Origin of the sequence: Proteus sp. fly-1089 (assembly GCF_040138965.1) — a bacterium.
GTDB lineage: Bacteria > Pseudomonadota > Gammaproteobacteria > Enterobacterales > Enterobacteriaceae > Proteus > Proteus vulgaris_B.
This window is the reverse complement of sequence record NZ_JBEETS010000001.1, coordinates 1,047,271-1,066,564: the sequence shown is the minus strand read 5'-3', so window position 1 is coordinate 1,066,564 and position 19,294 is coordinate 1,047,271. Positions and strand designations below refer to the sequence as shown.

21 protein-coding genes are annotated in these 19,294 nt (G+C 33.1%); 14 read left to right on the top strand and 7 right to left on the bottom strand.

All coding sequences use genetic code 11. The annotated features are described in order from the left end of the window. Nucleotides 1–96 precede the first annotated feature (96 nt). Nucleotides 97–423: a hypothetical protein gene (locus ABN080_RS04995; protein ID WP_349440516.1), complete on the bottom strand. Its 327-nt coding sequence runs from the start codon at nt 421–423 to the stop codon at nt 97–99. Nucleotides 424–662: 239 nt separating this feature from the next. After that, complete coding sequence (locus ABN080_RS04990) at nt 663–1,019, bottom strand: hypothetical protein (RefSeq protein ID WP_349440515.1); 357 nt, start codon at nt 1,017–1,019, stop codon at nt 663–665. Between the two features lie 730 nt (nt 1,020–1,749). On the opposite strand from ABN080_RS04990, the gene ABN080_RS04985 reads away from it, so the two are divergent. Beyond that, on the top strand, nt 1,750–2,529 hold the full coding sequence (locus ABN080_RS04985) for a nucleotidyltransferase domain-containing protein (RefSeq protein ID WP_349440514.1): 780 nt from the start codon (nt 1,750–1,752) through the stop codon (nt 2,527–2,529). After that, nucleotides 2,513–3,568: a DNA polymerase beta superfamily protein gene (locus ABN080_RS04980; protein WP_349440513.1), complete on the top strand. Its 1,056-nt coding sequence runs from the start codon at nt 2,513–2,515 to the stop codon at nt 3,566–3,568. The genes ABN080_RS04985 and ABN080_RS04980 overlap by 17 nt, the downstream gene beginning before the upstream one ends. Before the next feature lie 122 nt (nt 3,569–3,690). On the opposite strand, the gene sra is transcribed toward ABN080_RS04980, so the two are convergent. Continuing rightward, nucleotides 3,691–3,924, bottom strand: a complete 234-nt coding sequence (sra, locus tag ABN080_RS04975; protein WP_196554080.1) for a stationary-phase-induced ribosome-associated protein — start codon at nt 3,922–3,924, stop codon at nt 3,691–3,693. A gap of 389 nt (nt 3,925–4,313) precedes the next feature. Beyond that, entirely contained in the window at nt 4,314–4,622 is a 309-nt protein-coding gene (gene cutA / locus ABN080_RS04970; RefSeq protein ID WP_349440512.1) for a divalent-cation tolerance protein CutA, read from the bottom strand. Between the two features lie 371 nt (nt 4,623–4,993). On the opposite strand from cutA, the gene ABN080_RS04965 reads away from it, so the two are divergent. From ABN080_RS04965 to ABN080_RS04950, 4 genes are all read left to right on the top strand, one after another. Next, on the top strand, nt 4,994–5,977 hold the full coding sequence (locus ABN080_RS04965; RefSeq protein ID WP_115349905.1) for a sugar-binding transcriptional regulator: 984 nt from the start codon (nt 4,994–4,996) through the stop codon (nt 5,975–5,977). A 253-nt stretch (nt 5,978–6,230) separates the two neighbouring features. Beyond that, nucleotides 6,231–6,986, top strand: coding sequence for a molybdate ABC transporter substrate-binding protein (gene modA / locus ABN080_RS04960; RefSeq protein WP_349440511.1), 756 nt, complete (start codon nt 6,231–6,233; stop codon nt 6,984–6,986). Between the two features lie 100 nt (nt 6,987–7,086). Next, nucleotides 7,087–7,863, top strand: coding sequence for an ABC transporter permease (locus tag ABN080_RS04955; RefSeq protein ID WP_349440510.1), 777 nt, complete (start codon nt 7,087–7,089; stop codon nt 7,861–7,863). Continuing rightward, a complete protein-coding gene (locus ABN080_RS04950) occupies nt 7,857–8,483 on the top strand; it encodes an ABC transporter ATP-binding protein (protein WP_349440509.1) in 627 nt (208 codons plus the stop codon). The genes ABN080_RS04955 and ABN080_RS04950 overlap by 7 nt, the downstream gene beginning before the upstream one ends. 21 nt (nt 8,484–8,504) lie before the next feature. Here ABN080_RS04950 and ABN080_RS04945 read toward each other — a convergent pair whose 3' ends face one another. Next, nucleotides 8,505–9,197, bottom strand: a complete 693-nt coding sequence (locus ABN080_RS04945; RefSeq protein ID WP_196554085.1) for an XRE family transcriptional regulator — start codon at nt 9,195–9,197, stop codon at nt 8,505–8,507. A gap of 110 nt (nt 9,198–9,307) precedes the next feature. Further along, on the bottom strand, nt 9,308–9,565 hold the full coding sequence (locus ABN080_RS04940; RefSeq protein WP_196554086.1) for a hypothetical protein: 258 nt from the start codon (nt 9,563–9,565) through the stop codon (nt 9,308–9,310). Between the two features lie 818 nt (nt 9,566–10,383). On the opposite strand from ABN080_RS04940, the gene ABN080_RS04935 reads away from it, so the two are divergent. The 4 genes from ABN080_RS04935 (at nt 10,384) to ABN080_RS04920 (ending at nt 13,438) form a co-directional block, all read left to right on the top strand. Continuing rightward, the gene (locus ABN080_RS04935) at nt 10,384–10,791 is read left to right on the top strand and encodes a DUF4878 domain-containing protein (protein ID WP_196554087.1); all 408 of its coding nucleotides are present in this window, start codon (nt 10,384–10,386) and stop codon (nt 10,789–10,791) included. Further along, nucleotides 10,791–11,345, top strand: coding sequence for a YiiX/YebB-like N1pC/P60 family cysteine hydrolase (locus ABN080_RS04930; protein ID WP_349440659.1), 555 nt, complete (start codon nt 10,791–10,793; stop codon nt 11,343–11,345). Before ABN080_RS04935 ends, ABN080_RS04930 begins: the two co-directional genes overlap by 1 nt. Nucleotides 11,346–11,600: 255 nt before the next feature. Further along, nucleotides 11,601–12,305 carry an RNA ligase family protein gene (locus ABN080_RS04925; RefSeq protein WP_349440658.1) on the top strand — a complete coding sequence of 235 codons (705 nt, stop codon included), beginning with the start codon at nt 11,601–11,603 and terminating at the stop codon, nt 12,303–12,305. Next, nucleotides 12,302–13,438 (top strand): AAA family ATPase, encoded by a 1,137-nt coding sequence (locus ABN080_RS04920; RefSeq protein WP_349440507.1) that lies wholly within the window; start codon nt 12,302–12,304, stop codon nt 13,436–13,438. Before ABN080_RS04925 ends, ABN080_RS04920 begins: the two co-directional genes overlap by 4 nt. Before the next feature lie 150 nt (nt 13,439–13,588). On the opposite strand, the gene ABN080_RS04915 is transcribed toward ABN080_RS04920, so the two are convergent. Continuing rightward, a complete protein-coding gene (locus ABN080_RS04915) occupies nt 13,589–14,080 on the bottom strand; it encodes a DUF4822 domain-containing protein (protein ID WP_349440506.1) in 492 nt (163 codons plus the stop codon). 1,028 nt (nt 14,081–15,108) lie between these two features. On the opposite strand from ABN080_RS04915, the gene ABN080_RS04910 reads away from it, so the two are divergent. From ABN080_RS04910 to ABN080_RS04895, 4 genes are all read left to right on the top strand, one after another. Further along, nucleotides 15,109–16,329, top strand: a complete 1,221-nt coding sequence (locus ABN080_RS04910) for a PfkB family carbohydrate kinase (RefSeq protein WP_072068340.1) — start codon at nt 15,109–15,111, stop codon at nt 16,327–16,329. A gap of 27 nt (nt 16,330–16,356) precedes the next feature. Next, the gene (locus ABN080_RS04905; protein WP_196554091.1) at nt 16,357–17,094 is read left to right on the top strand and encodes a glutamine amidotransferase; all 738 of its coding nucleotides are present in this window, start codon (nt 16,357–16,359) and stop codon (nt 17,092–17,094) included. 131 nt (nt 17,095–17,225) lie between these two features. Continuing rightward, nucleotides 17,226–18,182 (top strand): DMT family transporter, encoded by a 957-nt coding sequence (locus ABN080_RS04900; RefSeq protein WP_072068338.1) that lies wholly within the window; start codon nt 17,226–17,228, stop codon nt 18,180–18,182. A 10-nt stretch (nt 18,183–18,192) separates the two neighbouring features. Then, nucleotides 18,193–19,224, top strand: coding sequence for a phosphotriesterase family protein (locus ABN080_RS04895; RefSeq protein ID WP_196554092.1), 1,032 nt, complete (start codon nt 18,193–18,195; stop codon nt 19,222–19,224). Nucleotides 19,225–19,294: the final 70 nt, after the last annotated feature.

Sequence of the window (19,294 nt, the reverse complement as noted above, 5' to 3'; positions counted from 1 at the left end):
TATCAGCAATAGTTGATAAAGGTTAAAAAACCAAGAGCCATCAGTATGTTACTGGTGGCTTTTTTGTTTATCAAATAGTATCAAAATCGATATCAGTTATTTTTGTTGCATAATGGGCATCGTAGTACCTTGCATTTTTCTATAACCTAACACTAATCCTAGTGATAATAATGAAACTAATAAGGATGCGATGGGCAATAATGGTAATGCTTCTTGTGAGAAAACATAAGCTAATAGCGGGAATGCATAGACAGCCGGAATTCTCATATTAAAAAGACGAAGTAATAACCACATTAAAGGCATAGTAAGCAAAATAACGGCAATCCAATTGACGACATAGAAATATAGAAGTACTCCAATTGTTGCTGGTAGTGTCAATACTATTGTTTGTTTTAGTAATATACGTAAAGAATACATTTTCATATATAGCGATTCATATATAACAACAGCAATGGGCGGTAAAACGGCTAAATGTGCATAATTAAATATAGATGCTACTCCAATACTAATTAATACAATAACTGCATATATTCCCATTAATTTAGGTTGAAGAGTGACATTGCGATCAGGTGTTATTTTAAATTTAGCAAATATAACAAGAAACATTAAAATAAATGTTGTGACTAATATAGAGATAATAAAAGATATTTCGGTAGCGTTAGTTACAATAGGTAAAAACCCGTGGCTAATGCAGGTGCTAGACTATAACGAAATAATAAGAAAAAAAGTAACATACTTGCAAGGATGAGAATTAATTTTGTCGTAAAAGGGATTGATAGTAAGTTAATACCAAAACCTAATAAAGCCGTAATTGTTGGCCAAATAAAGATTTTTTCAGGATGACGCATCCAGTTTTGTTCACGATACACCCATAAAGCAACGGCCATTGCTGCAATCTCGGGTAAAATAATTTCACGATCGTCAAAAAATGACGCTATTGCAATCATTGCTATTATAAATATAAATGCAAGTGTATAAGATAATACAGATTGACGTTGAGTCAATGTGACGTGTTGCATAGTAAATCCCTTAAAATTTGACGTATTACACTTTTGCTTTATTAAACGAAAAACCAAATAATAATATGTATTGTCAGGCTTAACCTTAGGGTAATGTCAAACAATAAATGATTATAATATTGACAATAACCATAACAATGTATGATGTTTTTTATTTGAGTTGTTATGCTTTATTTTATTATTAATAAGTATGGAGAAGTGATATATTTTTTAGCTAAAAGTATATTTATAAAAAAATTATTTGAATTTTAAATCTTGTAATAATATATTTTTCAGTAAAAGTGTTAATTTTAATGACAGTTTTAATCTATTAATAAAAAAATCATAAAGATAAGCTTAATATCTTTGAACCGAAAAGAACATCAAAAGTAATAAAGCCATCATCCACGTTATCGTAAGGCAAATCACAATAATCAGGTGATGAGATCCTATAACCATTATAAGTTGTTAAAAATAATTTATAATCATGAGGGAGTGATATTGAATAATTTGATTCTAATATGGAAATTTCTAGATTACTTAATCCTGATGAATAAAGAATAGGCATAATATATTACTTAATGGTAAAAGTTTAGTCGTATTGTTTTTACATATGTTATGAAAATTAAGCAAGTATTTATTCGTATATCATGCTAAATACATAATTAAATTTCATACAGATTGTCTAATCTAACATAAGTATGTTAATAATAGAATTCAAATAAAAATACAAATAGGAGATAAGGACATCATGCATAATGAGATTTTAAAAAAACTTCCACAGATAGAGCAAGAGTATCAGGTAAAACTACTCTATGTTGCTGAAAGTGGTAGTCGAGCTTGGGGATTTGCCTCAACAGATAGTGATTATGATGTACGAGGTATTTTTATACAGCCTCGCAATGCTTATCTTTCTATTGATAAACCTAAAGAAACCTTCGAATGGATAGAAAATAGCTGGTTTGATGTAGGCGCTTGGGATATTACTAAAGCTCTACATTTATTACGTAAATCGAATTGTATATTATTAGAGTGGCTCCAATCGCCAATAATTTATCAACAATATCCTAATGTTCAAAAAGAGTTATTTGAGTTTGCAAAACTCTATTATCAACCAAAAGTGATTGTTCATCATTACAGAGGAATTGCTAAAGTTGTGAGTGGATATTCTCCTGAAAATAACGCTAAAAATGAGATTAGTGCAAAACCAATAAAATTAAAAAAATGGTTCTATATGCTACGCTCTCTTTTATCCGCTTATTGGACAGTGAAAACGAGCAACATTCCGCCTATGGAATTGGATAAGCTGATAAAAATTTTAACTATCGAAGAACAAAAAGCTATCAAAGAATTAGTGGAGTTTAAATCAGACAAAGATGAGCATTTTACTTGGATACCAACGGAAACGATGCAACATCTAATCCTTTTTTTATGGCAGGCAACAGATGTGCAATTAGCAAAGCGAGAAATACCAGACAATGATGTTTTAAATAATTGGTTTAGGAAAAAATTAGATGAAACTGACAATTGAAGACATAAAGCCTTACCTTTTATTTGAAAGCATTGCAGGAAGCCGTTCGCATAATCTTGCGACAGAAACATCGGATACAGATATTAAAGGCGTGTTTTACCTCCCTAAAGATCTTTTCTATGGATTGGAGTACACACCACAAGTTAGCAATAAAACCAATGATATAGTCTATTATGAACTTGGTCGATTTATTGAACTGTTATGTGCTTCGAATCCAAATATTTTAGAATTATTGAATTCACCAGAACAAGTCATTATTTATCGACACCCATTAATGTCATTAATAAAGCCAGAGTGGTTTTTATCTAAAACCTGCATTCAAACATTTGTTCATTATGCTGAAGGACAAATTAAGAAATCTCAAGGATTAAATAAAAAGATCGTCAATCCAGTCGAAAAGCAATTAAAGTCTATTCTAGATTTTTGTTATGTGATTGAAGATGGAAAAACAATACAAGTTAATTCTTGGTTAGATCGCCGTCACTGGAAACAAGAGCAACTGGGGTTAGCTAAATTGGCTCATGCTCAAGATTTATATGCAATGTATTATGATAATACTTCTCTTTTTCAGGGGATCATTAAAAAAGAGAATAGCAATGATGTATTGTTAAGCAGTATTCCAAAAGAAGCTAAAGTACAGGGTTATCTGAGTTTTAATAAGGAAGGGTATAGCGCATATCGTAAGCAATACAACGATTACTGGCGGTGGGTTGAGCAACGTAATGATGCACGTTACCAGCAAAATATTGATCACGGTCGAAGTTACGATAGTAAAAATATGATGCATACATTTAGATTGTTGTATGTTGCATTAGGTATTGCACAAGAAAATAAAGTAAAAGTTTGGTGTGATAATAGAGATGAATTATTAGCAATTAAATCCGGTCAATTTAGTTATGATGAATTGTTACGGCGTAGCGAAATTCTGATAAGAGATATTCAAAATGCATTTAAATTAAGTTGTTTACCTGAAGAAATTAATTTCCAATTAGCAAAATCAGCACTGATAAATATCAGAAAAGAACTTTATAAACTATAGATGAATAAATTAATCAAGAGATTAATATCCCTTACATAATGTAAGGGATATGCTATTTATTAATAATTTAGTTATAAATTAGTCTAATAACTATTTATAAAATAGCGTTAACGTATAAAAATTTAATTAGTCGCAAGATACTCTGGGTAAGCATCTGTCAGCTTCATATATATACGTTTATTCTCTGCTTTTTTTCTAAAATCTTGCTTTAAACAGACTAGAGCCATATTTTTTAGCTCAGTAGGTAAGTTCTCCGCATCAGTAGAGGCAATAATGGAAAAACGCACTTTCTTTTTAGACCGACTTAAATTATAAGGTAAACCTAAAATACGTCTTGCGACTCTGTTTGTTTTCACAACTCACTCCTTTTCATGTGTAATTTAGAGAAAGCGTATTGAGTATAGCAGATAACAACGAGAATAAGATGTTGGTAAATTTATTAAATTAGAATTTAAGACTGTTTATCTTCTGTTTTTAAAAAATAGAGAATGAAAATATAAAATAGTTATTTTTCATGATTTTTTATAAACAAGATAATATTCAAGATTGTTTCTATAAAAGATTGAATGCATATAATTACTTATATGTAAATATTTAAAGATGCTCATTGATAATAAGAAAATATATTTAATATTAACGTGACTACACTTGTCTAAGAATTGAGATGCTAATGTGTTTTTATTTACAAATTATTATCACCCCCGTAAAAATAATTTAAAAAATTGCTATGAAAGCTAATGTTATTTTAATTCAACGATTGGTATATCCAATTAAGATAACCTTTAAAACCATTTTCAATCGGTATTATAATAACCTCAGGAGTGTCATAAGGATGTATTTCGGCAAGCGCATCAATTAAAACGTGTTGTTTGCTTTTTTCGGATTTAATCATCATAAGCACTTCACTATCTTCAATAACTTCGTTATTCCAACGATAAATCGATTTTACATGGGGTATCAGATTTACACAGGCAGCCAGTTTTGCATTGATGAGATAGTGAGCGATTTCATTAGCAATCATTTCATTTGGTGCGGTTGAGTATGCGATTATCATTACTTTTCCTTTTGATATTAATCTATTTATTAACATTGATGATAAGGTTTGGGTGATTTTAATTTTACCAAAATAAAACTTTTTAAAACTTAAAGCTAATATTTTTATTTTTCTCGAAATAAAACGGTATTTTCAAAAAAAACTTTCTCGTTATGAACCGTTTACGGCATTATTAAGGGCTTTTTACGTATTATGAGGTTCTTGTAGTAAAGAAAAATATCAGGGTGCCGATATTATTAGTAGATTAATAGAATGTATCTATTTGTGTTATAAGGCTTAATTTAAGCAAAGATATTTTTATCTTCAATAATATCTCTAATATAAAATAAATTAATTAGTCAAAAGATTTATAAAAATTTGTGGGGTTTAAAATGGATAATAATTCGCTAAAGAACGCGAGTTTATTTGATAATGATCCCGTTCTCTATGCTGCGTGGCTTTACTATCAGGACGGACTCAGTCAAAGTGAAGTTGCAAATATTATGGGTGTTTCCCGAGTCACAGTCGTGAAATATTTGCATTTAGCTAGAGAAAAAGGATTCGTAAATATTAGCTTAGATTCATCAGTATTTTCTACGATTGATTATGCAATTAGAATAAAAGCAAAATTCGATCTGAATAATGTGCTTATTTTACCTGATGAAGAAAAAAATAAATCGCAACATACATTAAATATGAACAGAGAAAGACTAGCGAAAGCAGGGGCGATGTATCTTTCTCAAATAATGGGTGATGATGATATTTTAGGTGTCGCTTGGGGACGAACAATTTATAAGTTAGGTAATTATCTTCCACCCAAATCACTAAAGAATGTCACCGTACTACAAATGATAGGGGCTGTCGCGCCACAACCTGATTTTAAAACGGCAGAAGCGGCTGCGTTAATTGCAAATAAATTATCAGGGTGCAGTATTAATTTACATGTACCTGCTGTCGTTTCGAGTGCTCGTTTAGCAATGGAGCTTCAAGCGGAGCCTATTATTAGACGTAATTTTTCAGCGCTAAATCAATGTAATAAGGCACTTTTTGTTGTGGGTAATACATTGGATGATAATCCTCTTGTGACAACTGGTGTGTTAACCAGTGGTGAAATGGCGCAATACCGTGATTTGGGTGCTGTAGGGGTGATTTGCGGACGCTTTTATGATGCGCAAGGCAATCCTTTGGTTTCTGATATTGACCTTAGGATAATGGGAATAAGCTTAGCTCAGTTAAGACAAATACCGCAGCGACTCTTTATCGCCGGAGGTGTGGAAAATATTCAAGCAACAATAGGGGTGATAAAAGGAGGTTACGCTACTGATATTGTCATTGATGAAGTGACCGCCTTGGCACTATTAGAGTTGGAAAGCTAATAATTAAATCCTCGTGAAGACGGGGATTTGTTGGCGAGTTACCATTTTATAATCTACTTATTTCTGATAAAAATGAATATATTAAAGTGTTCATTTTGATCAGCTTCTTTTGTAAAACTCACAGATAAATAAAAAGGTAGAAATGATAAGTTGTTAACATTTTTCTCTTTTTTTATATGAGCCTCTTGCCTTAAACTCTTATATCATTCATTATATAAAAAATTATATAACGATGGTTAGGGTTACCTATTTTATGAAACGCCAATTACTCGCTAGTTTAGGGCTAGCACTAGGATTAATTTGTCATAATACACTGGCAACTGAACTTCATCTTTATGCTGGTGCTGGTTTAAAACAACCAGTAGAACAAGTTGTTACTGTATTTGAAAAAGAAACTGGAAATAAAGTCACTATTGAATATGGCGGTTCAGGTCAAATATTAACACGTTTTAATTTAACTAAGCAGGGAGATTTATTTTTTCCTGGCTCACAAGATTACGTGGAAAAGTTAGATAAAGAAGGGCAGGTTGTTAACCAATATTCTATTGTTCGCCATATTCCCGTAATTGCTGTACGCAAAGATAAAGTGGGCGATATTAAAACGCTAGAAGATCTTGCGAATAGTTCATTAAAGCTAGGTATGGGTGATGCTAAAGCTATAGCATTAGGAAAAAGTGGTGAACAACTTATTGATGCATCAGGTCAAGGTGATAAATTACGCGACAAAGTAATTGTACGCACAGCAACGATTAAACAATTATTAATGTATTTACTTAATGGCGAAGTGGATGCCGCCATTATTGGATACGCAGATGCAATGAAAAACCAAGATAAATTGATTTTACTTCCAGTGCCTGAAGGTAACCCTGAAGAAGTAGCAACTTTGGCGGTTTTAAAAACATCAGCAAATCCCAAAGAAGCTCAATTACTTGCTGATTATTTTACACGCGCAGAGGGAATAAAAGCTTTTACTGATTATGGTTTTCTTCCTGTAATTTCGAAACCATAGATTTTTTCTCACATAAATTGTGTTTTTTCGCCACCAACTCACTGGTGGCTTTTTTCATTATTACAGCAAAATAAGTTTTATTTTTAAAAAAGGAAATAACGTGTTTCGTTGGGCATTAATTCCACTTTTTTTATTGTTATTTCTGATCTTAGGATCACTAATCGCATTAATATGCCAACTTTCATATGTTGAGCTTATACAAGTCATTACTGATCCTGAATTTCATTTTGCTATTGGTATGTCACTTAGTACGGCATTAACGTCTTTATGCTTAGCAATTATCTTAGGTGTACCTGCTGCATGGGCAATGGCAAGAATTCCTTTTAAAGGACATCGTTTTATTGATGCGTTATTAGATTTACCTTTGGTTACTCCTCCATTAGTTATCGGTATCGGATTATTATTATTGTTAGGAAACCAGGGGCCTTTAACGGGGGTTTTTCCTGAATTATCTCGTTCTCTTTTTTCACCTATAGGTATTATTATTGCTCAAACTTATGTCGCTAGTGCGATTATTATGAGAAATAGCCTTTCTGCCTTTAAGTCTGTTGATCCCGCTTATATTCAAACGGCGCAAAATTTAGGATTAACGCCAACAAAAACATTTTTCTTGATTGAAATACCATTATGTTGGCCAGCTTTAATGAGTGGAAGCATCATTGCATTTTCTAGAGCCTTAGGTGAATTTGGCGCTACATTAATGTTAGCTGGCGCAACAAGATTAAAAACAGAGACGTTACCCATGGCTATTTATCTAAATATCGCCAGTGGAGACTTCACTTTGGCAATAGGTTGTGCACTCGTTCTTATCGCTATCGCGATTACGTTATTATTTGCGTTGCACCGTTTACAGCGAGAAAGGAAGACATCATGTTAGAAATTCGTTCATTAACATCGGGTATATTAAAAGACGTCTCGTTAAAGGTAGAGAAAGGAACTTGCTTAGGAATAAGTGGTACATCTGGAAGTGGTAAAACAACACTTTTAAATGCAATAGCGGGATACACTTCGTACTCTGGAGATATCTATCTTGCAAATAAAAATATTAATACACAGCCAGTGTGGTTGCGTTCTTGTCGATATTTAAATCAACGGCTTTATTTATTTCCATTTATGACTGTAACCCAAAATTTATGGCTAGCACAATATGGTGCAAAACAGAAGCGAAGCAAGGAGAGAGAAAGGTCGATATTAGATCTGATGGGAATTGAACGTCTTGCTACACGTTATCCTCATCAAATTTCAGGAGGGGAACAACAACGCGTGGCATTGGCAAGAGCTCTTATTAGCCAACCCAAACTTTTACTACTGGATGAACCTTTTTCGAGTTTGGATTGGGAAACGCGTTATCAGCTTTGGGATTTAATTGATTCCTTAAAATCTAAGGAAATAACGATGATCATGGTTACTCATGAACCTCGAGAAATCAGAGCACTAGCAGATAAAACGGTTTTATTGTCTAAAGGACAAGTTATTACTGAAAATTCAATATGTTAAATTTATTGCCTTGATTATTGATTACCAAGCCATTACTGACCAATGGATAATACGCCCCATAATTTTTACAGAATCAGTTTCTGCTGATTCGTCAGGGAATTCGTCTTTATTATAGCTACGTATAATTAATTTGCCGCCTGGTTGACGATAAAGCAGTTTTATTCTGAATAAGGCATCTTGTTCGATAGCATAAATACCACCATCAACAATGCGTGTGTTGCCTGTATCAACAGTGACCGTTGATCCATTTGGGATAACGGGTGACATGCTATCCCCATAAACAGAAAAACAAATGACATTTTGAGAGGAAGCGCCATAACGGCGTAATGTACTTTTTGAAAATCTCAATTTATATCCGTTATGATCTTCGTTAGTACAACAACCATCACCAGCTGCAAGTTCAATACTTTTAAAGTAGGGGATTTCTACTTCATCAGCATCTAAAGGGGTATTGCTATCCCATTCACTAACAGGTTGCCATTCATTTTCAGGTGGAATTTCAGAAGTAATATCAGGTTGCTCTTCACCTTCTAATAGCCAAGCTAAATCACAATTTAATGCTTTTGCTAATTCAGGTAAAAAACGAGGGCGTTTAGTTTTACCACTTTCTAGTTGTTCGATAGATTGTTGTGTTGTATTTGCTAAAGTAGCAAGTTCTGATTGTGTTAAACCTAACGCAATGCGCTTGTCTTTGGTACGTTTCGCAATAGACATTAGTGACTCCTAATACGTGTCCTTACATATTCAAGTACAAAGAGTATATCGTAAAAAGAAAACAAATTAAATTGTATTTTATCTTGATAATAAAATTAAGAATAGGTTAACTACTTAATTTGGAAAACATCATCTGTACTGTTTGGTGGTGTGAGATAAGGATTTTCATCAGTAACATCAGGATCTCTTAAGACTTCTCCACAGAAAATAATAAGGTCAGGTCTTTTTTGTTTTAAGTAGTTAAGCCGAGTGGTGCATTCATCTTTAGTATAAATAGTTTCTGTAACAGGAACGGCATCGCAAGAATCATTTCCACAAGGGCTTACCAATAACACGTAACCGACCAGCATGAGCTGTGAAGTAAACATAAAATATCCTTTTAACTATTCATGTTTGGTCATCAAAATCAGACAGCTAGATTACCTATTTGTTGATAAAAAAGCAGTTTCTATTTGTCTTAAATAGGATTAATGATGCAAAAAGGTGTAATTGATCACAATTTTTCTAGTGTTTGTTTGTATTTATGAGTGATGTGTTATAGGCAATTAGCTCAAACAATAGGGACTAATACGAGGAAATATAGAGTGAAAACAAATAGAATTGTTTTTTAACATAACCTAATGTTGTAATATTGTTATTATTGTATTGATTGATGCACTTCATAAAATATTAATATAAATGATGCTGGTTAAGTGGATAAATTAGGGAGAATTACATTTAGTTCTAATTAAAGTAATTACCATAGTAAATAGAGAATAATTTTCTTTTTAAGAACTCTCCAAAATAATGATGCTTAGTATTCTAATCTCTATTCTTAATAGTGTCATTAAAAAGAAAATAAAATTAGATAGATGGATAGAATGATGTCAATTTAATTTATTGATTTATAATAAAGATAAGTTGTTTTATGCTATAACTAGCCAGTTATTTGTAAGAGTTTAAAATACTCCTTTTATGAATAGTTAAAAGTATTTTAAATTACTTTCTTTTTTAAAGTAAATAATGACATAAAAATATGCCGAAATTTATTTTTATCACGTATAATTTATCAGAGGAAAAGTTAAAATATTGTTCATTATTGAGTTAATTATTAAGTAATATATTAACTATCTTATATCTTAATATTAGATATATTTTGTATAAGTTTCATTGGTTGAAAAATGGCATGCTAAGGTAAGGATAAATTATGTTAAAAAAAGTCATGGGATCCCTATTTTTAATATTTGTAATAATAACACTATCAGCATGTAGTGATAAAACAGATGATCCGGGGCAGGCGGCCGTTGCATTTGTTGAAGCGGTTGCTGCAGGGAATGGTGATAAAGTTATTTCATTAATTCATTTAAGCGAAATGCAAGGAGATCCAAGAGCTGAACAATTTAATAATAAGTTTAAAATGATTGTAGAGGAAACCGGTAAGCAAGTTAAAAAGCAAGGTGGCCTGAGCAAAGTTGAAATTATCAGCGTTGAATATAGTGAAGATAAAAATAGTGCAATTGTGACATTAAAAACTACATTAAAAGATGGTGTGGAAAAAACTCAAGCACAAGAGATGATTAATGTTGATGGTAAATGGAAAGTTAATTTCAAGTGATGATCCGTGCCTTTACTATTTTATCTTTATTTTTAGCGAGTTCATTTTATGCGCTCGCTTTGCCTCTTGATTTAAAAAATGGTGATTTAATTTTTCGAGAAGGTGATGAAGCGATTAGTGAAATAATTAAGCAAGTCGATAGAAGTGGATTTAGTCACGTAGGAATGGTATGGATTTCGGATAATGGTATTAAAGTGATCCATTCAACACCAAGTGAGAATATGGATATAAAAGATGGAGTTACCATTGATAATATAGACTTCTTTATTAGTCGAGCAAAACCTAACACTGTTCGCTTTTATCAAGTAAAAGGAAGCGAAGAAGCTAGAAGCAATGCCGTAAAAATTGCATTAAATCGCGTGGGGGAGAACTTTAGTATTTATCCTAAGCAAGGCGTTTATTGTACAGAATTAGTTGCTGATGCATGGCTAAAGGCGGGGGTATCTATTTCAACTGGAACTCAAATATTAGATATGCCGTTTATTTCAGATATTCCACTTATTTTTCCTGAAAATTTAATTAATTCTGAAAATGTAATTCTTTATCCTCAATAAACGTTATGATTAGCCTCTTTTCAAGTCTTTACTAATACAGAAAGACAAATAAATTTGAAGATTAAATATCTAGCTCTTTTTTAAACTTACAGGTAATATCCCTCTAGATTTATTTCCTCTCACTTTTGATTATTTAGGTTGTAGTTATGTAATACACATTAAGGCACTGAAGTCATGGTGCAGAAACAGAAAATTCACTTACCGAATAACTATTTAAATTTGGTAGAACCTCTGTTACTTAATGAGTACAAAATAATGAATAATCAATCACAAAAATATGATAGAACCTATCACTATCCTTTTTCACCAGGCACAACAAACGACGATCGTATAAATGCGCAATGGTGGCAGGATATTTGCCAAATAAAACATCTTATCCATACAGAAAAGTTGGATGGAGAAAATAATTGCCTAAATAAAATGGGGGTTTTTGCGCGGTCTCATGCCACACCAACGCAATCGGCATGGACATCTCAATTGCGTCAACGTTGGCAAATGATGAAAAACGATTTAGGTGAATTAGATATTTTTGGTGAAAATCTATATGCCATTCATTCTATTGAATATGCACACTTAGAAGAATATTTCTATGTGTTTGCAGTTCGTTATAAAGATAAATGGCTAAGTTGGGAAGAAGTGCAGTTTTATGCTTCTTTATTTGATCTTCCTACTGTGCCAGAGATTAAACTGCCTGAATGTCAGGATAAAACAGAGTTTGAAAATATGATTGTTTCACAAGCCAAACAGGCAAGTTTTTTTCAATCTCAAGATGTTTTAACGCAAAAACCAAGCCCAATGGAAGGTATTGTGACACGAGATATACAGTCATTTTCTTTAAATGATTTCTCTCATCGTGTTTTTAAATATGTCAGAAAAGATCATGTAAAAACGGATGCCCATTGGAAAAAAAACTGGCGACGTGCTCCGTTAATCTGGGAAAAAATACAGGGATTTCAATGATGCTTCATAAGAAATTACACACTGAGATGTCATGGGAGCACCTTTGTGAACTGTATGATGAAATTAGTGATATGGCGGGGGTTATACAGGACCCCATTCATCATGCAGAAGGTGATGTGGCGATACATACACAAAGAGTAATCAATTCAGTTAAATCATTACCTGAATATGGAACTCTGACAGAAAGAGAACAACAAATTTTATGGATCTCGGCACTCCTTCATGATGTAGAAAAACGTTCTACAACACGAGAAGAAGAAGGGCGTATTATTTCTCCAGGTCATGCGCGTAAAGGTGAATTAACAACTCGTCGTTTTCTTTTTGAGAAAGTACCGTTAAATTTTGCTGATAGAGAGCAAATTGCAGCTTTAGTTCGCTTTCATGGATTGCCTTTGTGGGTAATGGATAAGCCCGATCCTAAAAAAGCATTACTTGCAGCATCGTTAAGAGTGGATTGTTATTTGCTAGCCTTACTGGCTAAGGCGGATGTTTTAGGACGAGATTGTGATGATAAAGAGGGACTTTTTGACAAAATTACGTTATTTACACTTTATTGTGAAGAGTTAAATTGTTGGCGCAAACCTGCTCCGTTCTCTTCAAATAAAGCCTGTTTTCATTATTTTCATACAGAGAATAGTGCTGATTTTAATTATGAGCCTTATCCTGAAAAAGGAAGTGATGTCACTGTACTTTGTGGGTTACCTGGGATGGGAAAAGATACCTATATTCGCCAATATTGTGCAGATATTCCTATCGTGAGTCTAGATGAACTACGTCGCCAACATAATATTAAACCTGATAATCGAGATGCTAATGGTTGGATAGCACAACAAGCAAAAGAGCAAGCTCGAGTTTATTTACGAGAGCATAAAACTTTTGTTTGGAATGCTACTAATATTACAAGAAAAATGCGGGATCAGCTGATCTCTTTGTTTTATCGTTATAATGCAAAAATAACACTGGTTTACATTGAAGTGCCTTATACTCAATGGCAAAAGCAAAATAATGCAAGGAATGAAGTTGTACCTATTAAAGTAATGGATCGTATGTTAAGTAAATTGGAAGTTCCAACACCAGAAGAAGCACATAAAGTAATCTATTGGGTTGAAGGGAAATCACAAACATTGCTTTAATTTAGTTGGTTAATTTTGGTGTTTAGCATTATTCAAGTAGTTACTTGAGATGTAAGCTATAACCATAAAATAAGGGCTACTTTGTTTCTACAAAATAGCCCTTTTCTTGTTTATGAGGGATTTGTTGGCAGGCAAAACAACGTATTAAATTTATTTTTTAATATGATGTACAATATCGAAATAGGTGTTGCGATCTTCTGCATTTGGATAAATACGATAAGTATATTCATCATTTTTAATCGTGATATTTTCTACATCACGGGTAAACAACGTCTTACCTTCAGTGTCTTTAGCAACTAAGGTACGTATCTTGCCATCATCTGACATAGACCAATCACCTTGCATTTTCTGTTTACCTTCCGGTGTAAACATAATAAAAGTACCATTAGGATAATATTCAGCAAGGCCAAAATAATTACTTACTTGGGCATTATCTGCGTCTGTTTTATTGCCTTTTTCATCAATTGCATCAGTCGTTACCCAGACTTTTTCTATCATGAGTTTCTCATAGTTATTCAGTTCTTTTTGAGCTTGAATAACACCTTGAGCTTCCATATTTGTGGATGATGTTGAATTCTCAGCGGCAAAAAGAGAAAAGCTAGCGCTTAATAATGAGATTGCGATAAGTGATTTTATTTTCATTTATATATCCTTATTTTACGTTGTACTTTTTGTCAGGAGTTTATGTTGTGTCTGACTGTATGTATAAATTTAGGCATAAAATAGATGAAGTGCGAGGAAAGAAGTATGACAAAATGTTTCTGATGAAAAGGTTAACTGACAAAATTAATCAGCAATAAATATTGTGATTATTTATTTTTTTAATCTTATTATCTACTTTTATTCTTATTCTAGTGATAATCACTTTAAAATGAGCGTGTAAAAAACAAATAGTCTTCATTGATAGTTAATGAAAAAAATAAAATTTCTTTTTGATTTACAAAACAAAATTAAAGTTTGACTAAATGATGTATTAAATAGACAAAGCATAATGGATTTTTTTGATAAAAATCGCTAGAAAAAAGATAAATTCAAAAAATGAGTTTTATTTCCCCTAAAAAAGAACTTCGTTATCTGACTTAATGTAATCAAGATCACAAAAATGAAAGATGAATATTGAGCGTGTTTTGGGCATTGCTTTTGTATTTCTTAACTAAATGACGCTAACTTATAGAGAGAGTACGGTTTTTCAGCCTATGTAATGATTAAGTTTTCTTTATTATAAGAATGTTGTGAAAATAATGATGATAAAAATAATTAATGCATTGCTCGATTCAATTAAATTGTATTTAATTTAAGCATTATTACTGTTTTTTTGTATAAAGATAAAATTAATTTTTCGTAACTACTTATCTTAAAAAGTAATTTTTATTTTTCTATTTTAATTCATATTACCATCCATAGCCAATAAGAAAAATATAGTATTAAATTTACTTATGATAGATAAATTAAAAATGAATTATTTGTCGCATTTGTTTTTTCTTAAAAAGAAACAAGATATTAATTTATTTATTAAATAATCTTACGTTTATCGTTATTTATTTCTGTTTCTTTTTGCTTTTTATTTTTGTATTTCTGCTTTTTTTTGCTTTTAATAAATAACATATGATTGTAATCACAATCCCATAACAACTAATAAACTAAAGTTGTTGCCATAGAGGTAACATTAAATGAAAGCAGAGCGTCATAAAAAAATAATTAATCTGATAAAAGGTAATGGTGCAGTAAAAGTTTCTGTTTTGGCTAAAGAACTTGATGTTACCAAAGAAACAATACGATCAGATTTAAATACATTAGCTGAAAAAGGAATTATAAAAAGATGCCATGGTGGCGCTTTTATAGAATTTGAGACATTAGATAAAGTCGCTAAGAAAGAAATTATACAATTTCTAGAATGTAATGATCAAATTGACAAAAACGATTTAGCAAATAAAACAGCAATAAATAAGGTGTGCGTACTGGGTTCATTTAATGTTGATATGATTAGCTATTTGCCTAGATTGCCAGAAGCCGGGGAATCCTTATTATCAAATAAATTTATCTTCTCACCAGGAGGCAAAGGCTGTAACCAAGCATTGGCAGCGAGTTATGCCGATGCACAAGTACATTTTATTACGAAGATTGGTACTGATCAATTTAGTGATTATGCAGTTAATTTTATATCGTCATCAAGAATAAAAACATCAACGATATATCAAACTGAAAATTACCAAACAGGAACTGCGTCTATTTTTGTTTCGGAAGAGAGTGGAGAGAATATTATTTCTATTTATTCTGGTGCTAACATGGATATCTCTGCAGATGAAGTAAAAATACAGAAAGATAAAATTATTGATGCAGATATTATTTTATTACAGTTAGAAACAAACATTGAAGCATTAAAAGAAATCATTGCTATTGGAAATGAAAATAATATTCCTATTATTCTTAATCCAGCGCCTTATAACAAAATAGTTAATGAATTACTTCCTATGATAGATGTATTAACACCTAATGAAACGGAAGCGAGTTTATTATCTGGAATAGAAGTTCTAGACTTAGGATCTGCAAAAAATGCGGCAGTTTCTATTTATCAACAAGGCGTAAATAAGGTGGTTATTACGCTAGGTAGTAAAGGTTCGTTAGCTTATGACGGATATAAGTATATTTACTCTCCGGCATATCCGGCAGTGGTAAAGAATACCGCAGGGGCAGGTGACGCTTTTAATGGCGCGCTCGCGGCCTCATTGGCAAAAGGAAAGCAGTTTTCTTATGCGTTACGCTATGCATCAGCTTTTTCATCATTAGCTGTTGAGACGAGTAATGCTTCAGAAATGCCTGAAGATATTAATGTCATGCATCGCATCAATCAAACAACATATTCACAGATTGTCACCCAATCCCCTGAATAAATAATCTTTTTTGAAAGAGGAATAAAAATGAAAATCTTATTTATTGGTGAGTCATGGCACATTCATATGATCCACTCTAAAGGCTACGACAGCTTTACTTCCAGCAAATATGAAGAAGGCTCTACGTTCTTATTAAGTTGCTTAAGAGAGAAAGGTGTTGAAGTCGATTATATGCCTGCTCATACCGTTCAGGTTGCTTTTCCACAAACAGCAGAAGCATTGGCTAAATACGATGTCATTGTCATAAGTGATATTGGTGCAAATACGTTCCTTCTGCAAAACGATACTTTCTACAACATGAAAGTTATTCCTAATGCATTGGGATTAATTAAAGAGTTTGTAGCGAATGGCGGTGGCTTATTAATGATTGGTGGTTACTTGTCATTTATGGGTATTGAAGCTAAAGCAAACTACAAAAATACATTACTTGCAGAAGTTCTGCCTGTTGAAATGCTAGATGGTGACGATCGTGTTGAAGCACCTGAAGGCGTATTTGCAAATGCAGTAAATGCAGCACATGCATCGGTAAAAGGCTTTGGTGAATGGCCGATGTTCCTTGGCTATAACAAAGTATCAGCTAAAGAAAACACAGAAACCGTATTAAATATTGGTGAAGATCCATTGCTGGTATTTGGTCAATTCGAAAAAGGAAAAACAGGTTGCTTTATGAGTGACTGCTCTCCTCACTGGGGAAGTAAAGAGTTTTTAGCATGGCCTCATTATGCGGATATGTGGGTCAATATTCTTAAGCAAATTGCACGTTAATTTGAATTCAGAATAACTGTCATAAAAAGTAAAAAGGCGCAGGGTTGCGGCTCTGTGCTAATAAAAAAACCGATTACTTGAAAAATAAAAAAAGAAATCACTCATAGCCAATAATCCAAAAGGAACATCTTATGAGTACAAAAAATTTATCAACACCCTTGCTGATGTTAGCAACCGTGTTAGCAGGTATGCTATCACCAATGCAATCTGCGGTGAATGGGCAGCTAGGACACGTTTTAAAAGATGGTAACGCCAGTGCGGTTATCTCTTTTGCTAGTGGTTTAGTGGTAATGTTTTTTATCATAATGTCGAAAAAACAGTACCGTCAGCAATTCGCATCAATTCCAAGTTTAATTAAAACACGCAAAATCCCATTATGGAACTGGTTTGCGGGTCTTTGTGGGGCGATGGTTGTTTTCTCTGAAGGCGCTTCTGCAAGTGCATTGGGGATTGCTACTTTCCAAACAGCATTAATTTCAGCACTGTTATTATCTGGCTTGTTATGTGACCGTTTTGGTGTGGGTGTGGATGAGAAAAAATATTTCACGCCATATCGTGTATTAGGTGCAGTGTTAGCCGTTGTTGCAACTCTATTTGTTGTTTCTCCGCAATGGCATTCAACTTCATTCATTTATTTAGCAATCTTACCTTTCCTTGCAGGTCTATTAGCCGGTTGGCAGCCAGCAGGTAACTCTAAAGTCGCAGAAGCAACAGGTTCTATGATGGTGTCTATCACTTGGAACTTTATTGTTGGCTTTACTGTTTTAACGATTGCTTTAATTGTTCGTATGGCATTAGGTCATATCACACTTGAATTACCAGGAACATGGTGGATGTATTTAGGCGGTCCTTTAGGACTGATGTCTATCGCGTTAATGGCTATTTTAGTTCGCGGTTTAGGCTTGTTGATGTTAGGTGTCGCATCTACAGCGGGTCAGTTATTAGGTTCTGTCTTAATTGATCTGTTATTACCATCATTAGGTAATACCGTTTATTTAGTGACAATCATCGGTACATTATTTGCGTTAGTGGGCGCGATTGTAACCACAATCCCAGAATTCAGAGCCGCTAAGCCAGCGAAAGCATAGGAGTAACATGATGAAAGGTTATATTCAAACTGTAACAGGCCCAGTTAAAAAAGAAGATATGGGACTGACATTACCTCATGAACACCTGTTTAATGATCTCTCTGGTGTTGTTGATGAACCTTTTTATGAATTCTCACATGTATTAGTTGATAAAAAAGTCAGTGCCGATATTCAATGGGGGCTTAAATACGATCCTTATTGTTGTTGCGATAATATGGATAAAAAACCAATTGATGATGTTATTTTTGAATTAAATAACTTTAAAGAATTAGGTGGCAGAACGATCGTTGATGCAACGGGATCTTCATCTATTGGGCGTGATATTAGAAAGCTAAGACAAGTTGCAGAAATAACAGGGATCAATGTTGTTGCTTCTTCAGGGCTTTATATTGAAAAGTTTGAAGGTCAACGTCTTGCTGATGATATCGAGGCAATGGCAAAGATTATTGATGACGAGTTAAATGTAGGCATTGATGGTACAGATATTCGAGCAGGAATGATTGGTGAGATTGGGGTTTCTCCTTTCTTTACTGACGGTGAGAAAAATAGCTTACGTGCAGCGGCAATTGCTCAAAATAATAATCCTTATGCTTCTATGAATATTCATATGCCAGGCTGGCAACGTCGTGGTGATGAAGTTTTAGATATTCTGTTATCTGAAATGGGCTGTAACCCTGCAAAAATTTCATTAGCACATTCTGATCCATCGGGTAAAGATATTGATTATCAATGCAAAATGCTTGATCGCGGTGTTTGGCTTGAGTTTGATATGATTGGCCTTGATATCTCTTTCCCTAAAGAAGGGGCTGCGCCAAGTGTTATGGATACTGTTGAAGCTGTCGCAACCTTAATTGAAAGAGGTTATGGTAGCCAAATTGTATTAAGCCATGATGTGTTTTTAAAACAAATGTGGGCAAAAAATGGGGGGAATGGCTGGGGATTTGTTCCGAATGTCTTCCTTTCATTATTAGCTCAACGTGGCATTGATAACTCTATTATCAAAAAGTTATGTGTTGATAATCCAGCAAATTTATTGGCTTAAATCTGAGTTCGAATAAATAACAATAAACATACCCCTTGAAGTATTTAGCGGCACCTTAATCGAGTGCCGC